Consider the following 20214-nt stretch of genomic DNA (forward strand, 5'->3'; position numbering starts at 1 on the left):
GATCCGAAAACCGGTGCCCACTTTTCGGAGTGATGCGCTAGGGACTTTCCCATGAACGATTCGCTTATCCTCGAAGTCGCCGATTTCGAACATGACGTGCTCACCGGCATCTACTCCGAAGAGACCGGCAAGCCGCAGCCGCTGCGCTTTACCATCCAGGTGCGGATGAAGCCGCTGAGGCATTACGATGCCGACACGCCGCTCGACGATTCGAAGAATTACATGGATTTGAAGCACGCGGCATCCGAGGCGCTGCCCGAGGGCGTGCATTTCAAGCTCATCGAGGCGGTGGCCGATCATGTCTGCGAGACGCTGTTCCTGCAGGACAAGCGCGTCGAGGCGGTGACGGTGAAAATCGTAAAGCTGGCGATTGCGGAGGCGGATGAGAAAATCGGCATCACGCTCCACCGCGAGCGGCGCGAATGAAGCGTATCGAGGTCGAAGGCCTGCCGGAGGAGCCGCTGGCGGCGGCAGGGCTATTCCACCAGAACTGGCTCGACCCTATCGAAAGGGCGCTGGATGCGGGGCAGGACGTGCTCGTGGCACTGGAGAGCGCCGACCACACCCATGGCGAATGGCGCAAGGCCGCCGCGGCCATGCTCGCGCGAAAGCACAGCCCAGGCCGTGTGAACCTCGTGGCGGGCGAAGGCGAGGCGCTTGCTGCCATCGAGACCTATCTCGCCGCGGCGCCGGGAGTGACCGGCCAGTACCTGGAAGCCGCCTCGTGAGCGTGACGCTGCTCTTCCTCGGTCCGTTGCGCGATTTGGCGGGCGAGCAAGAGCGCGAAGTCGCATCGCCGCTCGACTGGGCAGGCCTCATCGAGCAGGTCGGTCCTAAAATTGCCGCCCAACTGGAAGATGACCGGGTCAATATCGCCTGCAAGGGAAAGGTGCTCGCCGACAAGAGGGCGCTCATTGCCGAGGATGGCGACGAAGTGGCGCTGTTGCCGCCGGTCAGCGGTGGCTAGGCTCGTGCTCGCGACGCCGCTCGATGTTCGGCTGCTCGAGAAGGGCATGTCGATCGGTGAGGCGTTGGCTGCGTTCAACGCTGCGCACGAAGAGGCAGGCGGCGTTGTCAGCTTTCTCGGCAAGGTTCGGCCAGACGGCGATGTGCGGGCTCTCGAACTCACCCATTACGAACCGCTGACGCTGCCGGGAATGGAGGAGCTTGCAGCCAATGCAAGGACCCGTTTCGACCTCGACGGCGCTCTCGTCTGGCATCGAATCGGGGTGATGAACCCGGGCGAGGCCATCGTCCTCGTCGCTACCGCCGCGCGCCATCGCCGCAATGCCTTCGAGGCAGCGGACCATCTGATGGATCATCTCAAGTCCGCCGCATGGTTCTGGAAGCGCGAGCGCAGGGACGACGGCTGGCACTGGATCGAGCCCCGCGATGCCGACCGCGCGGATCTTGCGCGGTGGAATTCTCCCCGCACTTGATCTCGATCAAGGAAAGCCCGGTAGGGGCGCGGCACAAGGTCTCCAACAAAGGAGATCGTAAATGTCGAAGCACCTTACCCGCGATATCATTGCCGAACAGGCCGCCATCGTTGCGGCTCCCCGGCATCGTCACGAGGTCGACCGTACCTTCGAGCTTCCCAAGGCGCTCTACGGCGCGACCGTGGCGCTCTATCTCGGCTTCATCGCGGTGATGGCAGCGGGACTTTCGTCGCCCGGCCTCGCCATTCCGATGACGATCTTCGCTTTCTTCGTCATCGCCGGTTTCGGTGTTCCGGCGATCTGGACGCGGCTGGCTCCGCACTCGGCCTCGAAGCCGATGACCTGGGCACGGCTGCGCCGAGATGGTGTCGGTACGGCTACCGGCAGGGTGGGCGCCGGAGGAGCCGCCGTGCAAATGCTCGTCCTGCCGGTCCTGATTTTCTGCTGGGGCGTGGCCATGGTGACCGTAGCCGCGCTGGTGCGCTAGGAAAGCGCTAGGAGAGAGGGAGGAGCGCGGGGTCGATCAGTTCGATCCCGCGCTTTCCTGTCCGCCGGATCGCGCCTTCCCGTTCGAACCTGGTGAGCATCCGGCTGACCGTCTCGATAGTAAGACCCAGCATGTCGGCCAGTTCGCCGCGCGACAGCGGCAGGTCGAACCGGGTCGCAAGATGACAAGGCGAATCGCTTGCTGCCCGCGCGAAGGAGACCAGCGCACCTGCGACACGCGTTTCGGCCGATGCATTGCCGGTCAGCGCCAGCAATTCGCGGCTGGCGAAAAGGTCTTCCTGCGTGCGCCGCAGGAGCGCCTGCCCGAGCCGGGGATAACGCTCGATCGCCCGCTGGAAGTCGGGGCCGGAGAACACGCACAGTTCCGCATCGCCCAGCGCAACCACGTCATGCCGCATGTAGGGGCCGAACATCTCCCCGATGAACCCGCTCGGGTGCACCAGCGACAGGATTCGCTCGCGCCCGTCGATATCGGTCGAGGTTATCTTGAGGGCACCCTTCTTGAGCGTGGCACAGGCCGCCAGGCTCTCGCCGGCCGTGAAAAGCGTTTCGCCCTTGGACAAGGTCCGTGTGCGGCCGGCCTTGGCCAATTCGTCTCGCTGGTCTTCTTCGAGAACGGCACAGGCCGCGCGATCGCGGACGGGGCAGGTGTCACAGGCTAAACTCATGCGGAATACCTTAGCGGATCCGGGCGCGCAGGTCTTCCAGCGCGGCGTCTTCTTCGCCAACGAGCGCGATGACGCGGTTCCGGGCCGCCTCGATGTCTGAAGTGTCCTGTGCCGCCACGCGCGTGGCGGTGTAGATCATGTCGAGGTCGCCAAGCGGAATCGCGGCTCGGCTGCGCGCCGAATCGAGTTCTGCCAGCGCGACCTGTGCGGCAGCCCAGCTGTCGCTCCCCCTATCGCCCGCCGCTGCCACGAGCCGTGCAGCGCGCGGCTCGACGGAAACGAACTCGGCATGGGCTTCCTCGGCTGCCGTCACCAGCGCAGCGAGTCGTGCCGAGAGCCCTCCCGCCAGATCGACGTCTACGGGCGGCACGTCGAGGCGCGCAGGCTCGCCCGTATAGAACTGGCCCTGCGCCCGCTCGGCATCGCGCACGGCAAGGGAAGGGTACTCCTCGCTCGTGCTCGCGCAGGCCCCCACGAGAGCGGCAAGGGACAAGGCTAGCATAGTTCTTGCAATTGCAGGCATGGCTGCCACATAGCATGGCAGAGTGCGCGTGCCAGCGCGAAAGGCAAAAAAGGAACCGCTTCTGCGTTGACTTGGGAAAGCCTTTCGCCTAACGGCACGCTTCTTTCCGGGCCCGTACACCAACGGGTCGACGGGCGCGCCGTAGATTCGCAAGGATGCGGCACAGCAATTTGTAACGAGAGATACGACCATGTTCGCAGTAGTGCGCACGGGCGGCAAGCAATACCGGGTTGCCGCCGGAGACAAGATCGCGGTTGAGAAGCTGGCTGGCGAAGCCGGTGACACCATTACGCTGGGCGACGTCCTGCTCGCCGGCGAAGGCGACAAGATCGAAGACGCCGCCAAGGTGACGGTTTCGGCCGAAATCATCGCACAGGCGAAGAGCGAGAAGGTCGTCGTCTTCAAGAAGCGTCGTCGTCACAACTATCGCCGCAAGAACGGTCATCGCCAGATGATGACCCTGCTGCGCATCACCGACGTCGGCACCGGCAGCGCCAAGAAGGCTGCTCCGAAGAAGGCCGAAGAAAAGAAGGCTGCTCCGAAGAAGGATACTTCGGAAGAGAAGGCTTCGCCCAAGGCCAAGAAGGCTGCGCCCGCGAAGGCAGCGGCTACCAAGAAGGCTCCTGCCAAGAAGGCAGCAGCCAAGAAGACCGAATCCAAGAAGTAAGGATCTGAACCATGGCACATAAAAAAGCAGGCGGTTCATCGCGTAACGGTCGCGACTCAGCCGGTCGTCGTCTTGGTGTAAAGAAGTTCGGCAGCGAAAACGTCGTCGCCGGCAACATTATCGTGCGCCAGCGCGGCACGAAGTTCTACCCGGCCGTCAACGTCGGCATGGGCAAGGACCACACGCTGTTCGCGCTTACCGATGGCGTCGTCCGATTCCACTCGGGCAAGCTCGGCCGCAAATACGTATCGGTCGACCAGATGGCTGAAGCTGCCGAATAAACGGACGCTCCGATAACGGGATCGTCCAGACGAGACGGTCCCAGCCGGGCTAACGACCCGGCAGACGAAGAGGGAGATGGGGCCGACCCGTCTCCCTCTTGTCGTTTCTCCCTCTTCGAAAATCGCATGGGCGGAAATTCCTTTCGCCATCACGCAATTGTCACGTGTCCGGCCTAGGAGCCCGGAGCGTGGTCCTACGGGGAGAATACCAATGTTCCATGTCACCGAAAGGCTGCTGTTGCGGCCTGCCTGGCCCGAAGATGCAGAAGCACTGTTTGGCGGAATCGCCGACAAGGGTGTCGTCCGCAATCTTGCCAGTGCGCCCTGGCCGTATCTCCCCGAACATGCCCGCCAATTCGTCATGCGCGAGGCGGAACCGCTCTATCCGAAATTCCTCATTACCCGTCCGGGCGCGAAGGGGTCCGAACTGATCGGCTGTATCGGCATCGATCCGGGTGAAGGCGGGACCGAACTGGGATACTGGATTGCGCGGCCCGCGTGGGGGCAGGGCTTTGCCACCGAGGCCGGTCGCGGCATCCTCGAGGTGGCCCGGCTGCTCGGCCACACGCGCCTGCGTGCCGGCCACTTCACCGACAACCCGGCCTCCGGAAAGGTCCTCAGGAAGCTCGGCTTCGTGCCCACCGGCAAGAGCGCGATGCGCCATAGCTGCGGCAGGGGCGAGGAAGCGGAATGCGTGATGTTTCGCCTCGAACTCGAAGCGGAAACCGGGCCCAGCCTGCAAGCCGCCTGATAAAAAAGGCCCCGCGAGCGATCTCGCGGGGCCTTTCGTTTGCGACCCGATAGCTCGGGGTTATTCGGCCGGCATCAGCGCGGCTTCGAATTCGCCTTCGTGCTTGCCGATGAGCGCGCGGTCATCGTGGTCCCACGGGTGGAAGCCGGGCTTGAAATAGGCCAGCCACGCGGGGAAGATGCGGCGCACCACGCCGGGCTTGACGGTGAGGTACTTCAGCAGGCCCCACTTGGCTTTCCAGCCGGTGATGCCATCCTGCTCGAGCAATTCGAGCGTGTCTTCCCAGCGGTGTTTGAAGAAGCGCGCGGTGACCAGCAGCATCATGATGTTGCGCACCTTGTAGCGGCGCCACTTGGACCAGTCCCTGGTCGCGTGGTTCCAGGTATCGAAGGCCACGCCCTTGTGCTCGATTTCCTCGACCGAATGCCATTCCCACATGGCGCGGACCTCGGGGTCGGCATCCTTGAAATGGGCCGGATTGCCGAGGAATTCGGCGGCCATCATCGCGGTGTAATGTTCCAGCGCCATGGTCGAGGCGAGGTTGAGGTATTCCGGGCGGCCCTTGAACATAGCCAGCATCTCGGCAACGCGGCCATCGATAGCCTTGATATTGTAGCCATGGTCTTCGGCAAGGCGGTTGAAGGCGATGTGCTCGCGCGTGTGGTTGATTTCTTGGCGCACGAAGGCGCGGATTTCTTCCGCCAGCTTCGGGTCTGCACCCTCGCGGTGGGCCTTCACCGCCTCGATAAAGAACGCCTCGCCGCGCGGGAACGTGGCGGAAAGCGCGTTGTGCCAGGCGGTGCCGAAGGGCTCGCCCGCCCACCAGCGCCGCGGGGTGGTGCCGCGGTTGAAGCGCTCGTCGCGCACGGTGATGGTGAGGTCTGCAGGTGCCGGTGAATTGGCGGTGTCGGTGTCGATCGTGACGGGGGCGTTCATGGAAGGCTCCGGGAGTTAACTTACATTGTTGTAAGTAGTGCTTACTGACATAGATGTCAATAAGCTTGCCCATGCCGCTTTCCGAAACGCGCCCGATGGGTTAACGCGTTTCCGACATGGCTACTCGCAAGCGTTTATCTCCCGAAGAATCGCGCCTCGCAGCGCTTGAAGCCGCGCGCGGCCTGCTTATCGAAACAGGTCCGCAATCGGTGACGCTGAAGGCGGTGGCGAGCCGTATCGGGCGCACGCATGCGAATTTGCTGCACCATTTCGGATCGGCGGCAGGACTGCAGAAGGCGCTTGCCGGTCATCTCGCGCAGGCCGTGTGCGCGACCATCGCCGATGCAGTCCGCGCGAGCAGGGCGGGGTTGGGAAGTCCGCGCGAGGTGGTCGACCTCGCCTTCGATGCTTTCGACAAGGAAGGTGCTGGCGCGCTCGCCAGCTGGATGATCCTGACCGGCAACGAGGATGCTCTCACTCCCATCGTCGAGACAATCCATCGGCTGGTCGACGAGATTGCACCCGAAGAGGCCGCCCATTCGGGCAATGCCACGCAGGTCCACGAAGAGACCCTGGCGCTCGTACTGATGGCGATGGGTGATGCGCTGATCGGCGGGGCGCTGTCTCGTTCGCTCGGCCTTCCCGAAACCGCCGCGCGTGACCGTGCGGAGCGGATGCTGGTGCGTTCGCTGGAGGCTACACTTCCGAAGGCGTAAGCCCTGAGCGCATCCATTCGGGCGCGCTCTCGATGTCGATATCGCTCACCCGCAGATGATCGACGGCAAGGCCGAGATCCTCGTAAGCTACCTTGCGGCGCTTCTCGTCGGACTTGTCGAGCGGGACCACCACCAGCCGCCGGTTGACCTTGCTGCGCCAGTTCATGCGCGCGGTGTTTTCCTGGCCGATGTAGCAACCCTTGTCGAAGGCCACCCCGTGCAGTTCGACCGCATTGGTTTCGAGCCACAATATGTCGCCCAGTTCGGAGCGGCCCTCGGGCACGCCCATCGCGACGCGGTGGGCTATGTAGTCTTCGTCGGCAGCCTCGTCGGTTTCCAGGGCTGGTGCCAGCCAGCGCTGACCCAGCGCGGCGAGCCGCGGATCGGCGGCGCCGCCATCCCCGCCGTGCTTTTCCCAATGGACTGCAACGCTCTCGTCCACTGCGATGTCGATCTTCCGGCGCAGGCGGTAGAGCGAGAGGCGTTTCGCAAGCTCCCCGGCAAATTCGGCCTCGCAGTCGAGCAGCAATCCGCCATCTCCCGCTGGCCAGACCAGCATGTCGAACAGCGCCTTGCCCTGCGGGGTCAGCAGGCCTGTATAGACGGGCAGGGGCTTCTTCACGTCGTTGGTGAGCAGACCCTGCAGGAAGTCGGTGACGCTCTCGCAGTCGTCTGTCGGGGTCACGCGAACAACGGCGCGGTTCATCAGGCGGGTGGCTGTCATGCGTGACAGATAGGCCGCCCGCCGCCATAGGCAACCGTCATGAGCACGCCCACCGAATCGCTGACCATCCGCCGCCCCGACGACTGGCACCTCCATTTCCGCGACGGTGCGACCATGCGCGCGGTCGTTCCGCACACCGCGCGCCAGTTCGCGCGCGCCATCGTGATGCCGAACCTCGCGCCGCCGGTGACCACCAGCGCGCTGGCTGCCGCCTACCGCGACCGGATTCTCGAGGCCGTGCCCGAGGGTATCGAATTCACGCCGCTGATGACCGCCTATCTCACCGACGAGACCGATGCCGACGACCTTGCGACCGGTTTCGCGGACGGCGTGCTGACGGCGGCCAAGCTCTATCCCGCCGGTGCGACGACCAATTCCGCGCACGGCGTGACCGATGTCGCCAATATCGAAGGCGTGCTGGCAAAGATGGCCGAGGTCGGCATGCCGCTCTGCGTCCATGGCGAAGTTACCCATGCCGATATCGACATCTTCGACCGCGAGGCGGTGTTCATCGACCGCATCCTCGCACCGCTGGTCGAGCGGATGCCGGAACTCAAGGTCATTTTCGAACACATCACGACGAAGCAGGCGGCCGAATTCGTGGACGCCACCGGATCGAATGTCGGCGCAACCATCACGCCGCAGCATTTGCACATCAACCGGAACGCCATCCTTGTCGGCGGAATTCGCCCGCACATGTTCTGCCTCCCTGTCGCCAAGCGCGAAGAGCACCGGCTGGCGCTACGCAAGGCTGCGACTTCGGGGTCGGCCAAATATTTCCTCGGCACCGACAGCGCGCCGCACCACCGCCACGCAAAGGAAAGTGATTGCGGCTGTGCGGGCATATTCAACGCGCCCTTCGCGCTCGAAAGCTATGTCACCGTGTTCGACGAGGAAAATGCGCTCGAACATTTCGAGGCCTTCGCCAGCCTCAACGGTCCGGCGTTCTACGGCTTGCCGGTCAACGAGGGCACGGTGACACTGGAGAAGGCACCGGTGGAGGTGCCCGCAGAGGTCGATGGCGGCGGGGCCGAAATCGTGCCCTTCCACGCGGGCGAAACGCTCAAGTGGCGGCTGGCTTCCTAGAGCGCGACCACAAGTCCCACACGAATATGGCCGCTGCCGCCCAGATGCAGGCGAAGCAGGCGGCTTGCACCGGCTTCAGGTCTTCGCCGAAGACGGTCAGGCCCAGCACGAAGACGATGCTGGGCGCGAGAAACTGGATGAAGCCCAGCGTCGAATAGGGCAGTCGCCGTGCGGCAATAGCGAACATCAGCAGCGGGATAGCCGTCAGCGCGCCGCCCAGCATAATGGCGAGGCTGAGGCCTGTATCTTGCGTGAAGGATGAGCCTGCGGGAAGCCCGGCATAATAAAAGGTGACTGCCGCCGAAGGGATGAGCAGCAGCATGGATTCGATAGTCAGGCCGGGGAGCGCGCCAACATCGACCTGCTTGCGGATGAGGCCATAGGTGCCGAAGCTCAGCGCCAGTGTCAGGCTTATCCAGAGCGTCGTCAACGCCCCGCCGAGCAGCAGCGACACGCCCACCGCCGCCAGCGCGACCGCCGCCCATTGCGGGCGCGACAATTGCTCCTTCAAAAGCAGCGTACCGAGAAGCACATTGACCAGCGGGTTGATGTAATAGCCGAGGCTGGCGGCGTAGATGTAGCCCTTCTGGATGGCCCAGACATAGACCACCCAGTTCACCGCGATGAGCGTGGAGGAGAGCAGCAGCCAGCCCAACGTCCTGCGGTTGGAGAGCGCGGCAATCAGTTGCGGCAATTGCTTCCGCACCGCCACGATGAGCAGGCACAGCGGCAGCGTCCAGATGATGCGCCAGCCGACGAATTCGAACGCCGGCACTTCGCGCACGAGGATGAGGTAGAGCGGCAGGAAACCCCAGATGACATAGGCCCCGAGCGCTGCGGCGAGACCCGTCTTCGGGTGTTCGGTTCCTGTCGTCTCCATGAATGAAGCGCGGTTAGGCGGGCTTGGGCGCGCCCGCAAGCTTCATCTCGTCAGCTGGAAAATCACGGCTCGTCGATAATCCGAATTCTGACGCCGACGTTGCATTCGGTTCAGGAAAGCGGGCGTATTGCTGAACGGGTCAACAGGAAACCCGAGTCGAATACGACCGAAGGAAGTGATTATGCCGAAGCTCACCAAGACCCTTTCGCTGGCCATTGCCGCCACCGGCCTCACGCTGGCCATGCCGGCCGCTGCAGCCGTTCCCGCCCATGCCGCACCGCAGGCACATGCCAATGCCGCCGTGGGTGTCGACATGACCTTTGAGCACGGCAAGCATCACAAGAAATACAAGAAGCGCAAGCATCGCCACCACCACGCGCGTCGCTATGACGAGCGCCGCTACTACCGCGATGACCGCCGCTATTACCGTGAGCGTCCCTATTACATGCGTTATGACCGCAACTGGGGCCGCCCGGTTTACCGCGACACCCGCATCTGGCGTGGCCGCGACAACCGTTATTACTGCCGCAAGGAAGACGGCACCACCGGCCTGCTGGTCGGGGCAGGTGTCGGCGCGCTGATCGGCCATGAAGTGGCCGGTCGCGGCGGAGACCGCACGCTCGGCGCGATTGTCGGCGGTGCTGCAGGCGCGCTGCTCGGCCGGTCGATCGACCGCTCGAACACCCGCTGCGGTTAAGAATACCCCTCTCGAGGCCGTGCCCACCCGCGGCCAAGAGCACGAACCCCGCAGGGATCGTGTCGAGGCGTCGTCCGGGAGACCGGGCGGCGCCTCTTTACTTGTGTGCGTCCTTGGACTTGCGCGGACCCTTGTTCGCATCCTTCAGGCCCACGCCGATGCTGGCACGCGGCTGGTCGACCTCGGTGCTGGCGACCGGATAGGCGCAGTAATCGGCCGCGTAATAGGCTGCAGGGCGATGGTTGCCCGACAGGCCGATGCCGCCGAAAGGCGCAGCTGACGATGCGCCATTGGTCGGGCGGTTCCAGTTGACGATACCGGCGCGCGCTTCGCTCCAGAACTTCTCGAAATCCTTGGGCTCGCCGCCGATGAGCGAGGCCGACAGGCCGTAACGCGTGTTGTTAGCCTCGACGATGGCCTCGTCGAAATCCTTGACGCGGATGACCTGAAGCAGCGGGCCGAACAGTTCGACGTCGGGCCGCTCGTCGATGGCAGTGGTTTCCACGATGCCGGGGGTGAGGAAGGGCAAGCCTTCCTTCGGACGGGTCATCTCGAGAATGTCCTCCGCCCCGTGATCGAGCAGTGCCTCGCGGCTCTGCAGCAGGATATCGGCGGCATCGTTGTCGATGACCGTGCCCATGAAGGGTTGCGGGTCGGCGAAGGGTTCGTCGACCAGCAGCCGCCCGGACAGGCTTTTGACTGCCGGGATGATGTCGTCATAGATCTCGTCGGGCACGATCAGGCGGCGCGCGGCGGTGCAGCGCTGGCCCGCGGTGGTGAAGGCCGACTGGATGATGGTGACCGCCGCATCCTCGATTTTCGGCGTCGGCAGCATGACGATAGGGTTGTTGCCGCCCATCTCCAGCGCAACGATCTTGGCCGGGTTGCTGGCCAGTTTCTTGTTGATGGCGATGCCCGCCTGCGCCGAGCCGGTGAACAGCAGGCCGTCGATATCGGGATGGCCGACCAGCGCCTTGCCGGTCGCCGCACCGCCATGGACGCACTGGATGACATCCTCGGGCACTTCGGCTTCGTGGAACAACTTGGTCAGGAATTCGCCGACCGCAGGCGTCTTCTCGCTCGGCTTGAAGACCACGACATTGCCCGCGATGAGCGCCGGAACGATGTGGCCGTTGGGCAGGTGCGCGGGGAAGTTATAGGGGCCGAGCACAGCCATCACGCCATGCGGCTTGTGGCGCAGCGCCGCGCTTCCCTGCAGCGCGCTGTCGAGCTTCTTCTGGCCGGTGCGCTCGGCATAGGCCTTGATGGAAATCTCGACCTTGTTCTTGACCGCCTCGACTTCGGTGCGGGCCTCCCACAGGGGCTTGCCCGTCTCGCGCGCGATGAGTTCAGCGAAGGGTTCGGAGTGTTTGAGGACCTGGTTGGCAAAGCGGCGCATGAATTCCATGCGTTTCGATACGGACTCGCTCGCCCAGCCGCGCTTGGCAGCGAGCGCGCGTTCCATTGCATCATCGACACTGCCGACCTTGCCACGCCAGATCTGGTCGCCTGTCGCCGGCTCGGTGGAAATCATCTTTTCGGCCACTTATTCGCCTGTCCTTGAACCCGTTGCCCTTGTTGAAACCAGCCTATGTGACTTCTGTCTTGGCGCGTCAAATTGAGTTTTTGCTAATGTGCCCGGCCGGTACGGGAGCAGGTCCGTGTGCCTCTCCCATCCGGCGAAGGCGGGCGACCTTGTCGTGCAAGGGCTGCCAGTCGTCGCGCTCGTCGATGGCGGACCAGATGGCCTCGACCTCGTCGATGAGCATGCTCTCGGGAGCGCCTTCGCTCCAGTAGGGGTGGTCATCCCCGATGGCGGTATAGCTTTGCAGCAATTCGCCCAGCTCGCCTTCGCCTGACTTGCCGCCGCGGTGACGGTAGAAGAAGGCATCGGGCTGTTCGCCGCTTTCGGCCATGGCGGCTTCGGACAGGCCGACGAGCCTGCCGTCGTCTTCCAGCCCCTTGCTTTCTATGCCGAGCCGCCAGCACCAGCGCCTTCCCACGGCTGCCATGTAGAGCGGCCCGAACCGTTCCATCGCGGCAATCAGCGGCGGTGCGTCGGCGAGGGTTCGAAGCGCAATGGCGAACTGGCCGCAGTTCCAGTGCAGCGCCTCGGGCTGGCGGCCGAAGGCGTAGAGGCCCTGATGGTCGAAATAGGCGGCGGTGAAGCCCGGCTCCCACTTGGGCAGGAAGCGCCAGGGGCCGTAATCGAAGCTCTCGCCCGAGATGTTCATATTGTCGGTGTTGAGCACGCCATGGACGAAGCCCGCCACCATCCAGCTTGCCGCAAGGTCGGCGAGCCGCTCGACCACGAGATGCATCAGCTGCACGGCCGGTTCGTCGCGGCCCGGCGCGTCTTCGGGTGGGGGAGGGCCGGGGAACTGGGTGAGGCAATAATCGACCAGCGCGGCCATGTGGTCCATTTCCTCAAGGACCATAAGGCGCTGGAATGTGCCGATGCGAATGTGGCCATGGCTCAGCCGGGTCATCACGGCTGAGCGGGTGGGCGAGGGCTCGTCGCCGCGCTCGAGCTGTTCGCCGGTCTCGACGATGCTGAAGGTCTTGGAGGTGTTCACCCCCAGCGCCTCGAGCATTTCGGTGGCGAGAATTTCGCGTAACCCGCCCTTAAGCGTCAGCCGCCCGTCGCCCGCGCGGCTCCATGGCGTCTGGCCCGAGCCCTTGGTGCCGAGGTCGAGCAGGCGCTCCTCGCCATCGCGCATTTGCGCAAAAAGAAACCCGCGCCCGTCACCGATATCGGGATTGTACACGCGGAACTGGTGGCCGTGATAGCGCAGCGCCAAGGGCTTGGGCAGGTTCTCGGGCAGCGGCAGGAAGCGCCCGAAATGTTTCAGCCATTCCTCGTCCGACAGACCGTCCAGCCCGACCGCCGCAGCCCAGCGGTCGTTGCGGAAGCGCAGTTTCGTCTCGGGAAAATCGGCTGCCGCCACCTCGTCGCCGAGCCAGTCGGCCAGCGTCTCGATAGGCGTAACGGGGCGGTATTCGGAATGTTCGGGCGCGCTCGGCATGGAACGGGGATGGGGACCGCGCCACATACATGCAAGTCGTCTCTCGAATTTTGCGCAAAGGCGCGCTACCGGAGCAGTCATGGACAGCGAATTCAGCGAAGCCAGCTGGCAAAGCCCCGACGGGCTGGAGCTCTATTTCCGCAATTATGCAGGCGATGACAGCGGGAAAGTGCCCGTCGTCTGCCTCCACGGCCTCACCCGCAACAGCCGCGATTTCGAAGGCCTCGCGCCGCATATCGCCGGGCTGGGCCACCGCGTCATCGTACCCGACATGCGCGGACGCGGACAAAGCGCCTATGCCGAGGATAGCGCCAGCTACGCCGTCCCGACCTATATCGCCGACGTCATGGCGCTCCTTGCGCAGGAGGGCATCGAGCGCTTCGTTTCGGTCGGCACCTCGATGGGCGGGCTGATGACCATGCTCATCGCGCAATTCGCGCCCGGCAAGATTGCCGGTGCGGTCATCAACGACATCGGCCCGGTGGTCGACCCGCAGGGCATCGACAAGATCAAGACCTATCTCGGCAAGGGCGGCAGCTTCCCCACATGGATGCACGCCGCGCGCAGCCTCGAGGAAGTCCACGGCGAATCGCATCCGACCTTCGACACGAACGACTGGATTGCGATGGCCAAGCGCTCGATGACGCTCTGCAACAACGGCCGCATCCAGTTCGACTACGACATGAAAATCGCCGACCCCTTCAACGAAGCGGACGAGAATGCCGTTCCGCCCGATTTGTGGCCCGGCTTCGAGGCGCTGGCGGCAAAGCCGCTGCTGCTGGTGCGCGGCGGCCTCTCCACCATCCTCAGCGCCGAAACGCTTGCAGAAATGCAGCGCCGTGCGCCCGATGCGGATACTGTGGTCGTGCCCGATGCGGGCCATGCGCCCACGCTCGACGAGCCGGAAGTGCGCAGCGCCGTCGAGGCCCTCCTCGCCAGCACGCACTGACCCTTTCAGTCCCCGTTCACGCGGGCGGGGACAGGCATGCGTCTGGGCCTCCCTAGGCATTGCCCTTGGCCCCCGCGATGCCTAAAGACCCGCGAAACTTTGTTCGATACCTGAAAGAGAAGCGCCGCAGTGGCACGCACACCCAAGACCGAACTTTCCCGCGAAGAAAAGAAGGCACAGGCCGCGGCTGCAGAGCAGGAAGCCCTGCTGCGCGAAGTCGATGAGGCCGTGCGCCAGGGTGACATGGAGACCTTCATGTCGACCTGGGGCAAGCCGCTCCTGGCAGTGGTGGTCCTCGGCCTCGCGACCTTCGGCGGTTATCTCTACTGGGACGACCAGCAGGAAAAGGCGATGGAGGCTTCGAGCGAACAGCTCGTCACGTCCTTCGACCAGCTCGAAGCCGGTCGCAGTGACACAGCCAACACGCGTCTCGAAGGCGTGGAGGGCGGCTCTCCCGAACTCAGCGCCAAGATGCTGCGCGCAGGCATTGCCGCCGATAAGGGTGACAACGACACCGCAGCCGCGCTGTTCGCGGAAGTTGCGGACGACGGTAAGGCACCCGAGGCGATGCGCAACCTTGCGACCATCCGCCGCACGGCCCTCCTGTTCGATACGATGAAGCCCGAAGACGTGGTCGCCGCGATGAAGCCGCTGGCGGTTCCGGGCGAGCCCTTCTTCGCCAGCGCCGGCGAACTGCTGGCGCATGCCTACATGGCGCAGGACAAGGACAGCGAAGCCGGTGCGCTCTTCGCCGAAATCGCCCGCCACGAAGACACACCCGAAACCGCGCGCTCGCGCATGCTGAACATGGCCGGCATCCTCGGCGTGGATGCCGTCGACGATGTCCGCGACGTGGTCGAAGCACAGCAGCGCGGCCCCGCCGACGATTCCGGCCTGGTCAGCGAGTGACGTGAACCCCATTATGATGAGCCAAACCATGACGAAAACTGTCCTGCGCGCCGCGCTGGTTGCCACTTCCGCCCTGTCGCTGTCCGCATGCGCCGGAGGGATTTTCGGCGGCGGCGAGGACAAGAAGGACACGCCGACGCTCGGCGACCGCCAGCCGATCCTCTCGCGCATCGACATCGGTGCGAAGGTCGACCCCTCGCTCGCAGGCACGCCCGTTACGCTTCCCGCCCCGCGCACCAACGACGCATGGGGACAGGCAGGCGGCACGGCCAACAAGAGCTATGGCCACCTCGCGCTCGCAGCCGCGCCCAGCCGCGTCTTCACCGCGCAGATTGCCGGTGCCAGCAACAAGCGCCGCCTCGGAGCGGCTCCGGTCGTGGGTGACGGCAAGCTCTTCGCTGTCGGCACCGACGGGCAGGTCACCGCTTTCGATGCGCAAACCGGCGCGCGTGTCTGGACCTACCAGAGCGAACTGACCGACGACACGCGTCCCTCGGCCTTCGGTGGCGGCGTGAGCTTCGAACAGGGCCGCATCTTCGGCACCGATGGCGCGGGCAATGTCTATGCACTGGACGCCGCGACGGGGGCTGAGCAATGGAAGGTCCAGCCGGGCGGTCCGCTGCGTGGTTCGCCGACCGTGGCCTTCGGCAACATCTTTGTGATGAGCCAGGACAACCAGCTCTTCGCGCTCAACTCCAGCGACGGCAGCGTCGCGTGGCAGGAATCGGGTTCGACAACCATGGCCGGCGTCTTCGGCGTGGCAGCGCCTGCCGCCGGTAACGGCACGGTGGTCACCGGCTACACCTCGGGCGAACTCATCGCCTATCGCTACGAGAACGGCCGTAGCCTCTGGGCCGATGCCCTCGCGCGGACCTCGATTTCGACGCAGGTGGGCGCGCTTTCGGACATCGATGCCGATCCCATCATCGACAACGGCCAGGTCTTCGCGCTCGGCCAGGGTGGCCGCATGGCGGCTTACGAGCTCGTCACCGGCCAGCGCCTGTGGGAACTCAATGTCGCAGGTATCTCGACCCCGGCCATCGCGGGCGAGTGGATTTTCGCTCTCACCGACGATGCGCGGATGATGGCGATTGCCCGCAGCACCGGCAAGGTGCGCTGGCTCACGCAGATGCCGCGCTTCCGCAAGGAAGAGAAGAAGGAAGACCCCATCTTCTGGCAGGGTCCGGTGCTTGCCGGCGGCCAGCTCTGGGCGGTCAATTCCGAAGGGCAGGTCTATGTCGTGAGCACGGGCGAAGGCTCGGCCGCGCTTTATGCCGACCTCGAGGAAGCCATCAGCCTGCCGCCCGTCGTGGCCAATGGCACAATGTACATCCTCGACGACAGCGGCCGCATCACCGCTTACCGCTAAGACTTGTGACGTGGGTCAGCCGAGCGGCTGGCCCTCGTCGGTCTCGTACATCCGCAATTCGCGCGAGGCGGGCGGGTTTGCCGCCATGACCTTCTGGAACTCGGCCATATGCGCGGTCTTGCCATGCGCTTCGAGCGCCGCGGCATCGCGCCAGCGCTCGAACAGGATGAGCGTGTCGGGATCCGCCAGGTCGCGCGCGAAGGCATAATCGAGGCAGCCGTCCTCGGCGCGGCTCGCACGCACCATTTCGACAATCGCCTTCTGCGTCGCCGCGTCGATATTGCGCCCCAGCTTGATGGTTCCGTTAACCTGGATCATGCGTGCGTCTCCTCGCGCGGTTAGAAGCTGTATTTGTAGACCCTGCTGATGTCGCCGCCCCACTCGCCGTGATAGCGGTCGAGAAGGACCTGCGCGGGCACTTTCCCGCTGGCGACGATTTCGTCGAGCGTTTCGAGGAAGCCCGTCTCGTTGTCGCCCGAAGTGTTCAGGCGGCCCCGCGCAACAAGGCCCGAACGCGCGATGGCGAGCACGTCCTTGGCAAGGTCGCGCAATTTGCCGCCCCCCGGAATGGACGCGTCGAGCGCGAGCTTGGGCACAGCATTGCGCAGGTCCTCGCGCTCTTCCATGGTCCAGTGCTTGACCGTGTCCCACGCCGCGTCGAGCGCGTCCTGCTCGTAAAGCAGGCCGACCCAGAAAGCGGGCAGGGCGCAGATACGGCTCCACGGGCCGCCATCGGCGCCGCGCATTTCGAGGAAGCTCTTGAGGCGCACTTCGGGAAAGGCGGTCGAAAGGTGGTCCCACCAGTCGCTTTCGGTCGGTTTCTCGCCGGGCAGGACCGACAGCTTGCCCTCGAGGAAGTCGCGGAAGCTGAGGCCAGCGGCGTCGATGTACTTGCCCTCGCGGAAGACGAAATACATCGGCACGTCGAGCATGTAATCGACCCAGCGCTCGTAGCCGAAGCCGTCCTCGAAGACGAAGGGCAGCATGCCGGTGCGGTACGGGTCGGTGTCCGACCAGATGTGGCTGCGATAGGAGAGATAGCCGTTGGGCTTGCCTTCGGTGAACGGCGAATTGGCAAACAGGGCGGTGGCAAGCGGCTGGAGCGCAAGGCCGGTGCGGAATTTCTGCGCCATGTCGGCTTCGGAAGAATAGTCGAGGTTCACCTGGATGGTGCAGGTGCGCAGCATCATGTCGAGGCCCAGCGTGCCGACGCGCGGCATATGCCGCTTCATGATTTCATAGCGCCCCTTGGGCATCATCGGCAGCTCTTCGCGGGTCTTGTCGGGCCACATGCCGAGGCCGAGGAAACCGACGTCACACGCCTCGCCGACCTCTTTCACCTGTGCGAGGTGCCGCCCGGTCTCGTTGCAGGTCTGGTGCAGGTTTTCGAGCGGTGCGCCCGAAAGTTCAAGCTGGCCCGCAGGTTCGAGGCTGACCGTACCGTCGTCGCCGCGCATGGCGATGACCTTCCCGTCCTCCTCGACAGGCTCCCAGCCGAATTCGCGCAGGGAAAGCAGGATATCGCGGATGCCGCCCTTTTCGTCATAGGAGGGGGCGCGGTGGTCGCTTTTGTGGAAGACGAGCTTCTCGTGCTCGGTCCCTATGCGCCACTGGTCCTTGGGCTTCTCGCCTTTCTGCATCGGCGCGACGAGCTGGTCGCGGCTCTCGATGATGGGGTCGGCCTTGTCGGAAGTGTCGCGCGTGCTCATGGAAAGTTGCGTTAGGCAACCGAACCTGCGCGCGCAAAGGAAATTATTCCTCGCCCAGCCAGTCGCCTACTTCCGCCATCCAAACCGCGGTGCCGGCGAGCGCTGCCGTCTCGCCACGCAGGATCCGCGGTCCGAGGCTGATGGCATGGGCGGCTGGATGTGCGCGAATGGCAGCGCGTTCTTGGTCGGTGAAGCCGCCTTCGGGACCGGTCAGCAAGGCGGCGGGGCCATCGAAGAGAAAGTAGGCATCGGCAGCCCCTTCGCCGCCTTCCTCATCAGCGAAGAAGAGTGTGCGGTCTTCGGGCCAGTCGCGCAGCAGGGCGTCCAGCTTCTGCGGCTCGCCTACCTCGGGAAGCGCGGTGCGGGCGCATTGCTCGGCAGCTTCGGTAACGATAGTGCGTGCGCGCTCGGGGTTGAGCTTGTCCGCCACGCAGCGGCTCGTGAGCACAGGCTGGATTTTTGCAACGCCAAGCTCGGTCGCCTTTTCGAGCACCATGTCGAAGCGGTCCTTCTTGAGCAGCGCGGCGCAGAGCCAGAAGTCGGGCACCTCCTCGCGCGGACGCAATTGCTCCTCGACGGTGAGCTCGACGCTTCGCTTGCCGACCTGTCCGACGCGCGCCACCCACTCGCCCGTGATATCGTCGCACAGGATTACGGCGTCGCCCTCGCTCACGCGCATCACGCGGCCGAGGTAATTGGCCTGATTGCCTTCGATAACGATTAGACGGCCTTGGCCGAGCTCGTCGGTGACGAACAGGCGGGGTGCGCTCTTGGGCGGCCATGCGGGAGTTGCTGCCATGGCTTTGCAGGTGGCACGCGCGAGGGTAGGGAGCAAGCCATGAGCGACACCGCCTCACCCGAAATCGTCCCCGACACTGAACATCGCGGCCTAGTCGCACGCCTGCCCCAGCTTCCGCGCGACCTTGCGCAATTGGCGCGGTTCGACCGTCCAATCGGCTGGTGGCTGCTGTTCTGGCCCTGCGTCTGGGGCGTATGGCTGGCGGGCGCGGGCTGGCAGTGGGCGCTGCTCGGCTGGCTGCTGCTCGGCAGCGTGGCCATGCGCGGGGCGGGATGCGTCTACAACGATATCGTCGATGCCAAGCTCGACCGGAAGGTGGCGCGCACCGCAAGTCGCCCGGTGGCGAGTGGGCGCGTGTCGAAGAAGTTGGCATGGGGCTGGCTGCTGGTGCTCTGCCTCGTCGGCCTCGTGGTCCTGCTGCAATTGCGGCTTGAGGCACAAGTGGTCGCGCTGGCGAGCCTTGCGCTGGTCGCAGCCTATCCCTTCATGAAACGCATCACCTGGTGGCCGCAGGCGTGGCTCGGCATGGTCTTCACCTGGGGATTGCTGGTCGGCTGGACGCAGCTGCGAACCGACAATCTCGACGCGCTCGCCGCCATGTATGCAGGCGCCGCGCTGTGGGTCATCGGTTACGACACCATCTATGCCATGCAGGACCGCGAGGACGATGCGCTGGTCGGCATCCGCTCGAGCGCCCTGCGCCTCGGCGGGCAGGTGAAGGCCGGGGTGGCGCTGTTCTATGCAGGGGCACTCGCGGCGTGGGCCCTCGCCTTTTGGCTCTACCGCGCCGACTGGATTGCGCTGCTGACGCTGATACCCGCAGCAGGCCATCTCGCTTGGCAGGTCGCCACACTCGACGGCGAGGATGCTGGCAACCCGCTCGAACGCTTCCGCTCCAACCGCTGGGCGGGCGCGCTGGTGGCGCTGGCCTGTTTCGTGGTGGGGAACGCCTGATGTGCAATCTCTACCGCATGACCAAGAACAAGGACGAGGTCGCCGCGTGGTTCGATGCGGTGAACGAGCTCGGCGGCGCGAATTTCGGCGCGGAGGTCTATCCCGGCTATCCCGGCGCGGTGGTGGCGGGCGGCACGCTCAAGCAGATGAACTGGGGCTTCCCGCTGGTGATGAAGGGCAAGAACGGCCAGCCGCTGAAGCCCAAGCCGGTCAATAATGCGCGCACCGACAAGCTCGACAGTTTCTTCTGGCGCTACAGCTTCGAGGAGCGGCGCTGCCTTATCCCCGTCACCGCATGGGCGGAGGCTGAAGGGCCGAAGGGCGGCAAGACACGCAGCTGGCTCTCACGCCCCGATGCCGAACTCTTCGCCTGCGCGGGCGTATGGCGCGACAGCGAGGAATGGGGGGAGTGCTATTCCATGGTGATGACCGACGCTGGCGGGCTTGCGAAAGAGGTCCACTCGCGCATGCCCGTGCTGCTGGTGAAGGACGACTGGGGCCAGTGGACCGACGGCTCGCCCGAAGATGCCCTTGCGCTCTGCCGCCCGTGGGAGGGCGAACTCGTGCTCGACCGGACGAAGGTTCCGTGGTCGGGCAAGGGGCAGGTGGGGTTGCTCTGACGCC

General features: G+C 64.7%; 26 protein-coding genes. 16 read left to right on the plus strand and 10 right to left on the minus strand.

Going from position 1 to position 20214, the window contains the following annotated elements; translation table 11 throughout:
• The first annotated feature begins 51 nt into the window (after positions 1-51).
• The 5 genes from K3152_RS00995 to K3152_RS01015 all read left to right on the plus strand — a co-directional run bounded on the left by K3152_RS00995 (position 52) and on the right by K3152_RS01015 (position 1926).
• Positions 52-426 (plus strand): dihydroneopterin aldolase, encoded by a 375-nt coding sequence (locus K3152_RS00995; protein WP_221572244.1) that lies wholly within the window; start codon positions 52-54, stop codon positions 424-426.
• Complete coding sequence (locus K3152_RS01000) at positions 423-728, plus strand: Rossmann fold domain-containing protein (RefSeq protein WP_221572245.1); 306 nt, start codon at positions 423-425, stop codon at positions 726-728. The genes K3152_RS00995 and K3152_RS01000 overlap by 4 nt, the downstream gene beginning before the upstream one ends.
• Positions 725-967, plus strand: a complete 243-nt coding sequence (locus K3152_RS01005; RefSeq protein WP_221572246.1) for a MoaD/ThiS family protein — start codon at positions 725-727, stop codon at positions 965-967. Before K3152_RS01000 ends, K3152_RS01005 begins: the two co-directional genes overlap by 4 nt.
• A gap of 46 nt (positions 968-1013) precedes the next feature.
• Positions 1014-1439, plus strand: a complete 426-nt coding sequence (locus K3152_RS01010; protein ID WP_221573049.1) for a molybdenum cofactor biosynthesis protein MoaE — start codon at positions 1014-1016, stop codon at positions 1437-1439.
• Positions 1440-1500: 61 nt separating this feature from the next.
• Positions 1501-1926 (plus strand): hypothetical protein, encoded by a 426-nt coding sequence (locus K3152_RS01015; protein ID WP_221572247.1) that lies wholly within the window; start codon positions 1501-1503, stop codon positions 1924-1926.
• Positions 1927-1933: 7 nt separating this feature from the next.
• Here K3152_RS01015 and K3152_RS01020 read toward each other — a convergent pair whose 3' ends face one another.
• Together K3152_RS01020 and K3152_RS01025 are read right to left on the minus strand one after the other, a co-directional pair.
• Positions 1934-2614: a Crp/Fnr family transcriptional regulator gene (locus K3152_RS01020; protein ID WP_221572248.1), complete on the minus strand. Its 681-nt coding sequence runs from the start codon at positions 2612-2614 to the stop codon at positions 1934-1936.
• 10 nt (positions 2615-2624) lie between these two features.
• The gene (locus K3152_RS01025) at positions 2625-3107 is read right to left on the minus strand and encodes a hypothetical protein (protein WP_221572249.1); all 483 of its coding nucleotides are present in this window, start codon (positions 3105-3107) and stop codon (positions 2625-2627) included.
• A gap of 220 nt (positions 3108-3327) precedes the next feature.
• Here K3152_RS01025 and rplU point away from each other — a divergent pair, with 220 nt between their 5' ends.
• From rplU to K3152_RS01040, 3 genes are all read left to right on the plus strand, one after another.
• Positions 3328-3804 carry a 50S ribosomal protein L21 gene (gene rplU / locus K3152_RS01030; RefSeq protein WP_221572250.1) on the plus strand — a complete coding sequence of 159 codons (477 nt, stop codon included), beginning with the start codon at positions 3328-3330 and terminating at the stop codon, positions 3802-3804.
• An 11-nt stretch (positions 3805-3815) separates the two neighbouring features.
• Complete coding sequence (gene rpmA, locus K3152_RS01035; protein WP_006833595.1) at positions 3816-4085, plus strand: 50S ribosomal protein L27; 270 nt, start codon at positions 3816-3818, stop codon at positions 4083-4085.
• Positions 4086-4296: 211 nt separating this feature from the next.
• The gene (locus K3152_RS01040; RefSeq protein ID WP_221572251.1) at positions 4297-4836 is read left to right on the plus strand and encodes a GNAT family N-acetyltransferase; all 540 of its coding nucleotides are present in this window, start codon (positions 4297-4299) and stop codon (positions 4834-4836) included.
• Between the two features lie 60 nt (positions 4837-4896).
• On the opposite strand, the gene K3152_RS01045 is transcribed toward K3152_RS01040, so the two are convergent.
• The gene (locus tag K3152_RS01045; protein ID WP_221572252.1) at positions 4897-5772 is read right to left on the minus strand and encodes a metal-dependent hydrolase; all 876 of its coding nucleotides are present in this window, start codon (positions 5770-5772) and stop codon (positions 4897-4899) included.
• A 116-nt stretch (positions 5773-5888) separates the two neighbouring features.
• On the opposite strand from K3152_RS01045, the gene K3152_RS01050 reads away from it, so the two are divergent.
• Positions 5889-6488: a TetR/AcrR family transcriptional regulator gene (locus K3152_RS01050; RefSeq protein ID WP_040963333.1), complete on the plus strand. Its 600-nt coding sequence runs from the start codon at positions 5889-5891 to the stop codon at positions 6486-6488.
• On the opposite strand, the gene ygfZ is transcribed toward K3152_RS01050, so the two are convergent.
• Positions 6469-7212, minus strand: a complete 744-nt coding sequence (ygfZ, locus tag K3152_RS01055) for a CAF17-like 4Fe-4S cluster assembly/insertion protein YgfZ (RefSeq protein WP_221572253.1) — start codon at positions 7210-7212, stop codon at positions 6469-6471. The two genes, K3152_RS01050 and ygfZ, sit on opposite strands and share 20 nt — an antisense overlap.
• A gap of 39 nt (positions 7213-7251) precedes the next feature.
• Between ygfZ and pyrC the strand changes: the two genes are divergently transcribed.
• Complete coding sequence (gene pyrC, locus K3152_RS01060) at positions 7252-8298, plus strand: dihydroorotase (RefSeq protein WP_221572254.1); 1047 nt, start codon at positions 7252-7254, stop codon at positions 8296-8298.
• Here pyrC and rarD read toward each other — a convergent pair.
• Positions 8276-9178, minus strand: a complete 903-nt coding sequence (gene rarD / locus K3152_RS01065; RefSeq protein ID WP_221572255.1) for an EamA family transporter RarD — start codon at positions 9176-9178, stop codon at positions 8276-8278. The genes pyrC and rarD overlap by 23 nt on opposite strands.
• 181 nt (positions 9179-9359) lie before the next feature.
• Here rarD and K3152_RS01070 point away from each other — a divergent pair, with 181 nt between their 5' ends.
• Positions 9360-9875 (plus strand): glycine zipper 2TM domain-containing protein, encoded by a 516-nt coding sequence (locus tag K3152_RS01070; protein WP_247713100.1) that lies wholly within the window; start codon positions 9360-9362, stop codon positions 9873-9875.
• 97 nt (positions 9876-9972) lie between these two features.
• On the opposite strand, the gene astD is transcribed toward K3152_RS01070, so the two are convergent.
• Entirely contained in the window at positions 9973-11421 is a 1449-nt protein-coding gene (gene astD / locus K3152_RS01075; protein ID WP_221572256.1) for a succinylglutamate-semialdehyde dehydrogenase, read from the minus strand.
• A gap of 67 nt (positions 11422-11488) precedes the next feature.
• Positions 11489-12901, minus strand: coding sequence for a protein adenylyltransferase SelO family protein (locus K3152_RS01080; protein WP_221573051.1), 1413 nt, complete (start codon positions 12899-12901; stop codon positions 11489-11491).
• Between the two features lie 79 nt (positions 12902-12980).
• Between K3152_RS01080 and K3152_RS01085 the strand changes: the two genes are divergently transcribed.
• From K3152_RS01085 to K3152_RS01095, 3 genes are all read left to right on the plus strand, one after another.
• Positions 12981-13850 carry an alpha/beta fold hydrolase gene (locus K3152_RS01085; RefSeq protein WP_221572257.1) on the plus strand — a complete coding sequence of 290 codons (870 nt, stop codon included), beginning with the start codon at positions 12981-12983 and terminating at the stop codon, positions 13848-13850.
• 129 nt (positions 13851-13979) lie between these two features.
• Positions 13980-14759: a tetratricopeptide repeat protein gene (locus tag K3152_RS01090; RefSeq protein ID WP_221572258.1), complete on the plus strand. Its 780-nt coding sequence runs from the start codon at positions 13980-13982 to the stop codon at positions 14757-14759.
• A 28-nt stretch (positions 14760-14787) separates the two neighbouring features.
• A complete protein-coding gene (locus tag K3152_RS01095; RefSeq protein WP_221572259.1) occupies positions 14788-16128 on the plus strand; it encodes an outer membrane protein assembly factor BamB family protein in 1341 nt (446 codons plus the stop codon).
• Positions 16129-16143: 15 nt separating this feature from the next.
• Here K3152_RS01095 and K3152_RS01100 read toward each other — a convergent pair whose 3' ends face one another.
• The 3 genes from K3152_RS01100 to K3152_RS01110 are packed head-to-tail and all read right to left on the minus strand — an operon-like array spanning position 16144 to position 18636.
• Positions 16144-16446 carry a putative quinol monooxygenase gene (locus tag K3152_RS01100; RefSeq protein ID WP_221572260.1) on the minus strand — a complete coding sequence of 101 codons (303 nt, stop codon included), beginning with the start codon at positions 16444-16446 and terminating at the stop codon, positions 16144-16146.
• Positions 16447-16466: 20 nt separating this feature from the next.
• On the minus strand, positions 16467-17837 hold the full coding sequence (locus K3152_RS01105) for a glutamate--cysteine ligase (protein ID WP_221572261.1): 1371 nt from the start codon (positions 17835-17837) through the stop codon (positions 16467-16469).
• 43 nt (positions 17838-17880) lie between these two features.
• Positions 17881-18636: a 16S rRNA (uracil(1498)-N(3))-methyltransferase gene (locus tag K3152_RS01110; protein WP_221572262.1), complete on the minus strand. Its 756-nt coding sequence runs from the start codon at positions 18634-18636 to the stop codon at positions 17881-17883.
• 39 nt (positions 18637-18675) lie between these two features.
• On the opposite strand from K3152_RS01110, the gene ubiA reads away from it, so the two are divergent.
• Together ubiA and K3152_RS01120 are read left to right on the plus strand one after the other, a co-directional pair.
• Positions 18676-19590: a 4-hydroxybenzoate octaprenyltransferase gene (ubiA, locus tag K3152_RS01115; protein WP_221572263.1), complete on the plus strand. Its 915-nt coding sequence runs from the start codon at positions 18676-18678 to the stop codon at positions 19588-19590.
• A complete protein-coding gene (locus K3152_RS01120) occupies positions 19590-20210 on the plus strand; it encodes an SOS response-associated peptidase (RefSeq protein WP_221572264.1) in 621 nt (206 codons plus the stop codon). Before ubiA ends, K3152_RS01120 begins: the two co-directional genes overlap by 1 nt.
• The last annotated feature ends 4 nt before the right edge of the window (positions 20211-20214 follow it).

Origin of the sequence: Qipengyuania polymorpha, from assembly GCF_019711435.1 — a bacterium.
Taxonomy (GTDB): Bacteria; Pseudomonadota; Alphaproteobacteria; order Sphingomonadales; family Sphingomonadaceae; genus Qipengyuania; species Qipengyuania polymorpha.

Bases quoted from the DNA above. Each gene is read 5' to 3' on its own strand.
- K3152_RS00995 (WP_221572244.1), top strand. From the start codon at position 52: ATGAACGATTCGCTTATCCTCGAAGTCGCCGATTTCGAACATGACGTG.
- K3152_RS01000 (WP_221572245.1), top strand. From the start codon at position 423: ATGAAGCGTATCGAGGTCGAAGGCCTGCCGGAGGAGCCGCTGGCGGCG.
- K3152_RS01010 (WP_221573049.1), top strand. From the start codon at position 1,014: ATGTCGATCGGTGAGGCGTTGGCTGCGTTCAACGCTGCGCACGAAGAG.
- K3152_RS01015 (WP_221572247.1), top strand. From the start codon at position 1,501: ATGTCGAAGCACCTTACCCGCGATATCATTGCCGAACAGGCCGCCATC.
- K3152_RS01020 (WP_221572248.1), bottom strand. From the start codon at position 2,614: ATGAGTTTAGCCTGTGACACCTGCCCCGTCCGCGATCGCGCGGCCTGT.
- rplU (WP_221572250.1), top strand. From the start codon at position 3,328: ATGTTCGCAGTAGTGCGCACGGGCGGCAAGCAATACCGGGTTGCCGCC.
- rpmA (WP_006833595.1), top strand. From the start codon at position 3,816: ATGGCACATAAAAAAGCAGGCGGTTCATCGCGTAACGGTCGCGACTCA.
- K3152_RS01040 (WP_221572251.1), top strand. From the start codon at position 4,297: ATGTTCCATGTCACCGAAAGGCTGCTGTTGCGGCCTGCCTGGCCCGAA.
- K3152_RS01045 (WP_221572252.1), bottom strand. From the start codon at position 5,772: ATGAACGCCCCCGTCACGATCGACACCGACACCGCCAATTCACCGGCA.
- K3152_RS01050 (WP_040963333.1), top strand. From the start codon at position 5,889: ATGGCTACTCGCAAGCGTTTATCTCCCGAAGAATCGCGCCTCGCAGCG.
- ygfZ (WP_221572253.1), bottom strand. From the start codon at position 7,212: ATGACAGCCACCCGCCTGATGAACCGCGCCGTTGTTCGCGTGACCCCG.
- pyrC (WP_221572254.1), top strand. From the start codon at position 7,252: ATGAGCACGCCCACCGAATCGCTGACCATCCGCCGCCCCGACGACTGG.
- rarD (WP_221572255.1), bottom strand. From the start codon at position 9,178: ATGGAGACGACAGGAACCGAACACCCGAAGACGGGTCTCGCCGCAGCG.
- K3152_RS01070 (WP_247713100.1), top strand. From the start codon at position 9,360: ATGCCGAAGCTCACCAAGACCCTTTCGCTGGCCATTGCCGCCACCGGC.
- K3152_RS01080 (WP_221573051.1), bottom strand. From the start codon at position 12,901: ATGCCGAGCGCGCCCGAACATTCCGAATACCGCCCCGTTACGCCTATC.
- K3152_RS01085 (WP_221572257.1), top strand. From the start codon at position 12,981: ATGGACAGCGAATTCAGCGAAGCCAGCTGGCAAAGCCCCGACGGGCTG.
- K3152_RS01095 (WP_221572259.1), top strand. From the start codon at position 14,788: ATGACGAAAACTGTCCTGCGCGCCGCGCTGGTTGCCACTTCCGCCCTG.
- K3152_RS01100 (WP_221572260.1), bottom strand. From the start codon at position 16,446: ATGATCCAGGTTAACGGAACCATCAAGCTGGGGCGCAATATCGACGCG.
- K3152_RS01105 (WP_221572261.1), bottom strand. From the start codon at position 17,837: ATGAGCACGCGCGACACTTCCGACAAGGCCGACCCCATCATCGAGAGC.
- K3152_RS01110 (WP_221572262.1), bottom strand. From the start codon at position 18,636: ATGGCAGCAACTCCCGCATGGCCGCCCAAGAGCGCACCCCGCCTGTTC.
- ubiA (WP_221572263.1), top strand. From the start codon at position 18,676: ATGAGCGACACCGCCTCACCCGAAATCGTCCCCGACACTGAACATCGC.
- K3152_RS01120 (WP_221572264.1), top strand. From the start codon at position 19,590: ATGTGCAATCTCTACCGCATGACCAAGAACAAGGACGAGGTCGCCGCG.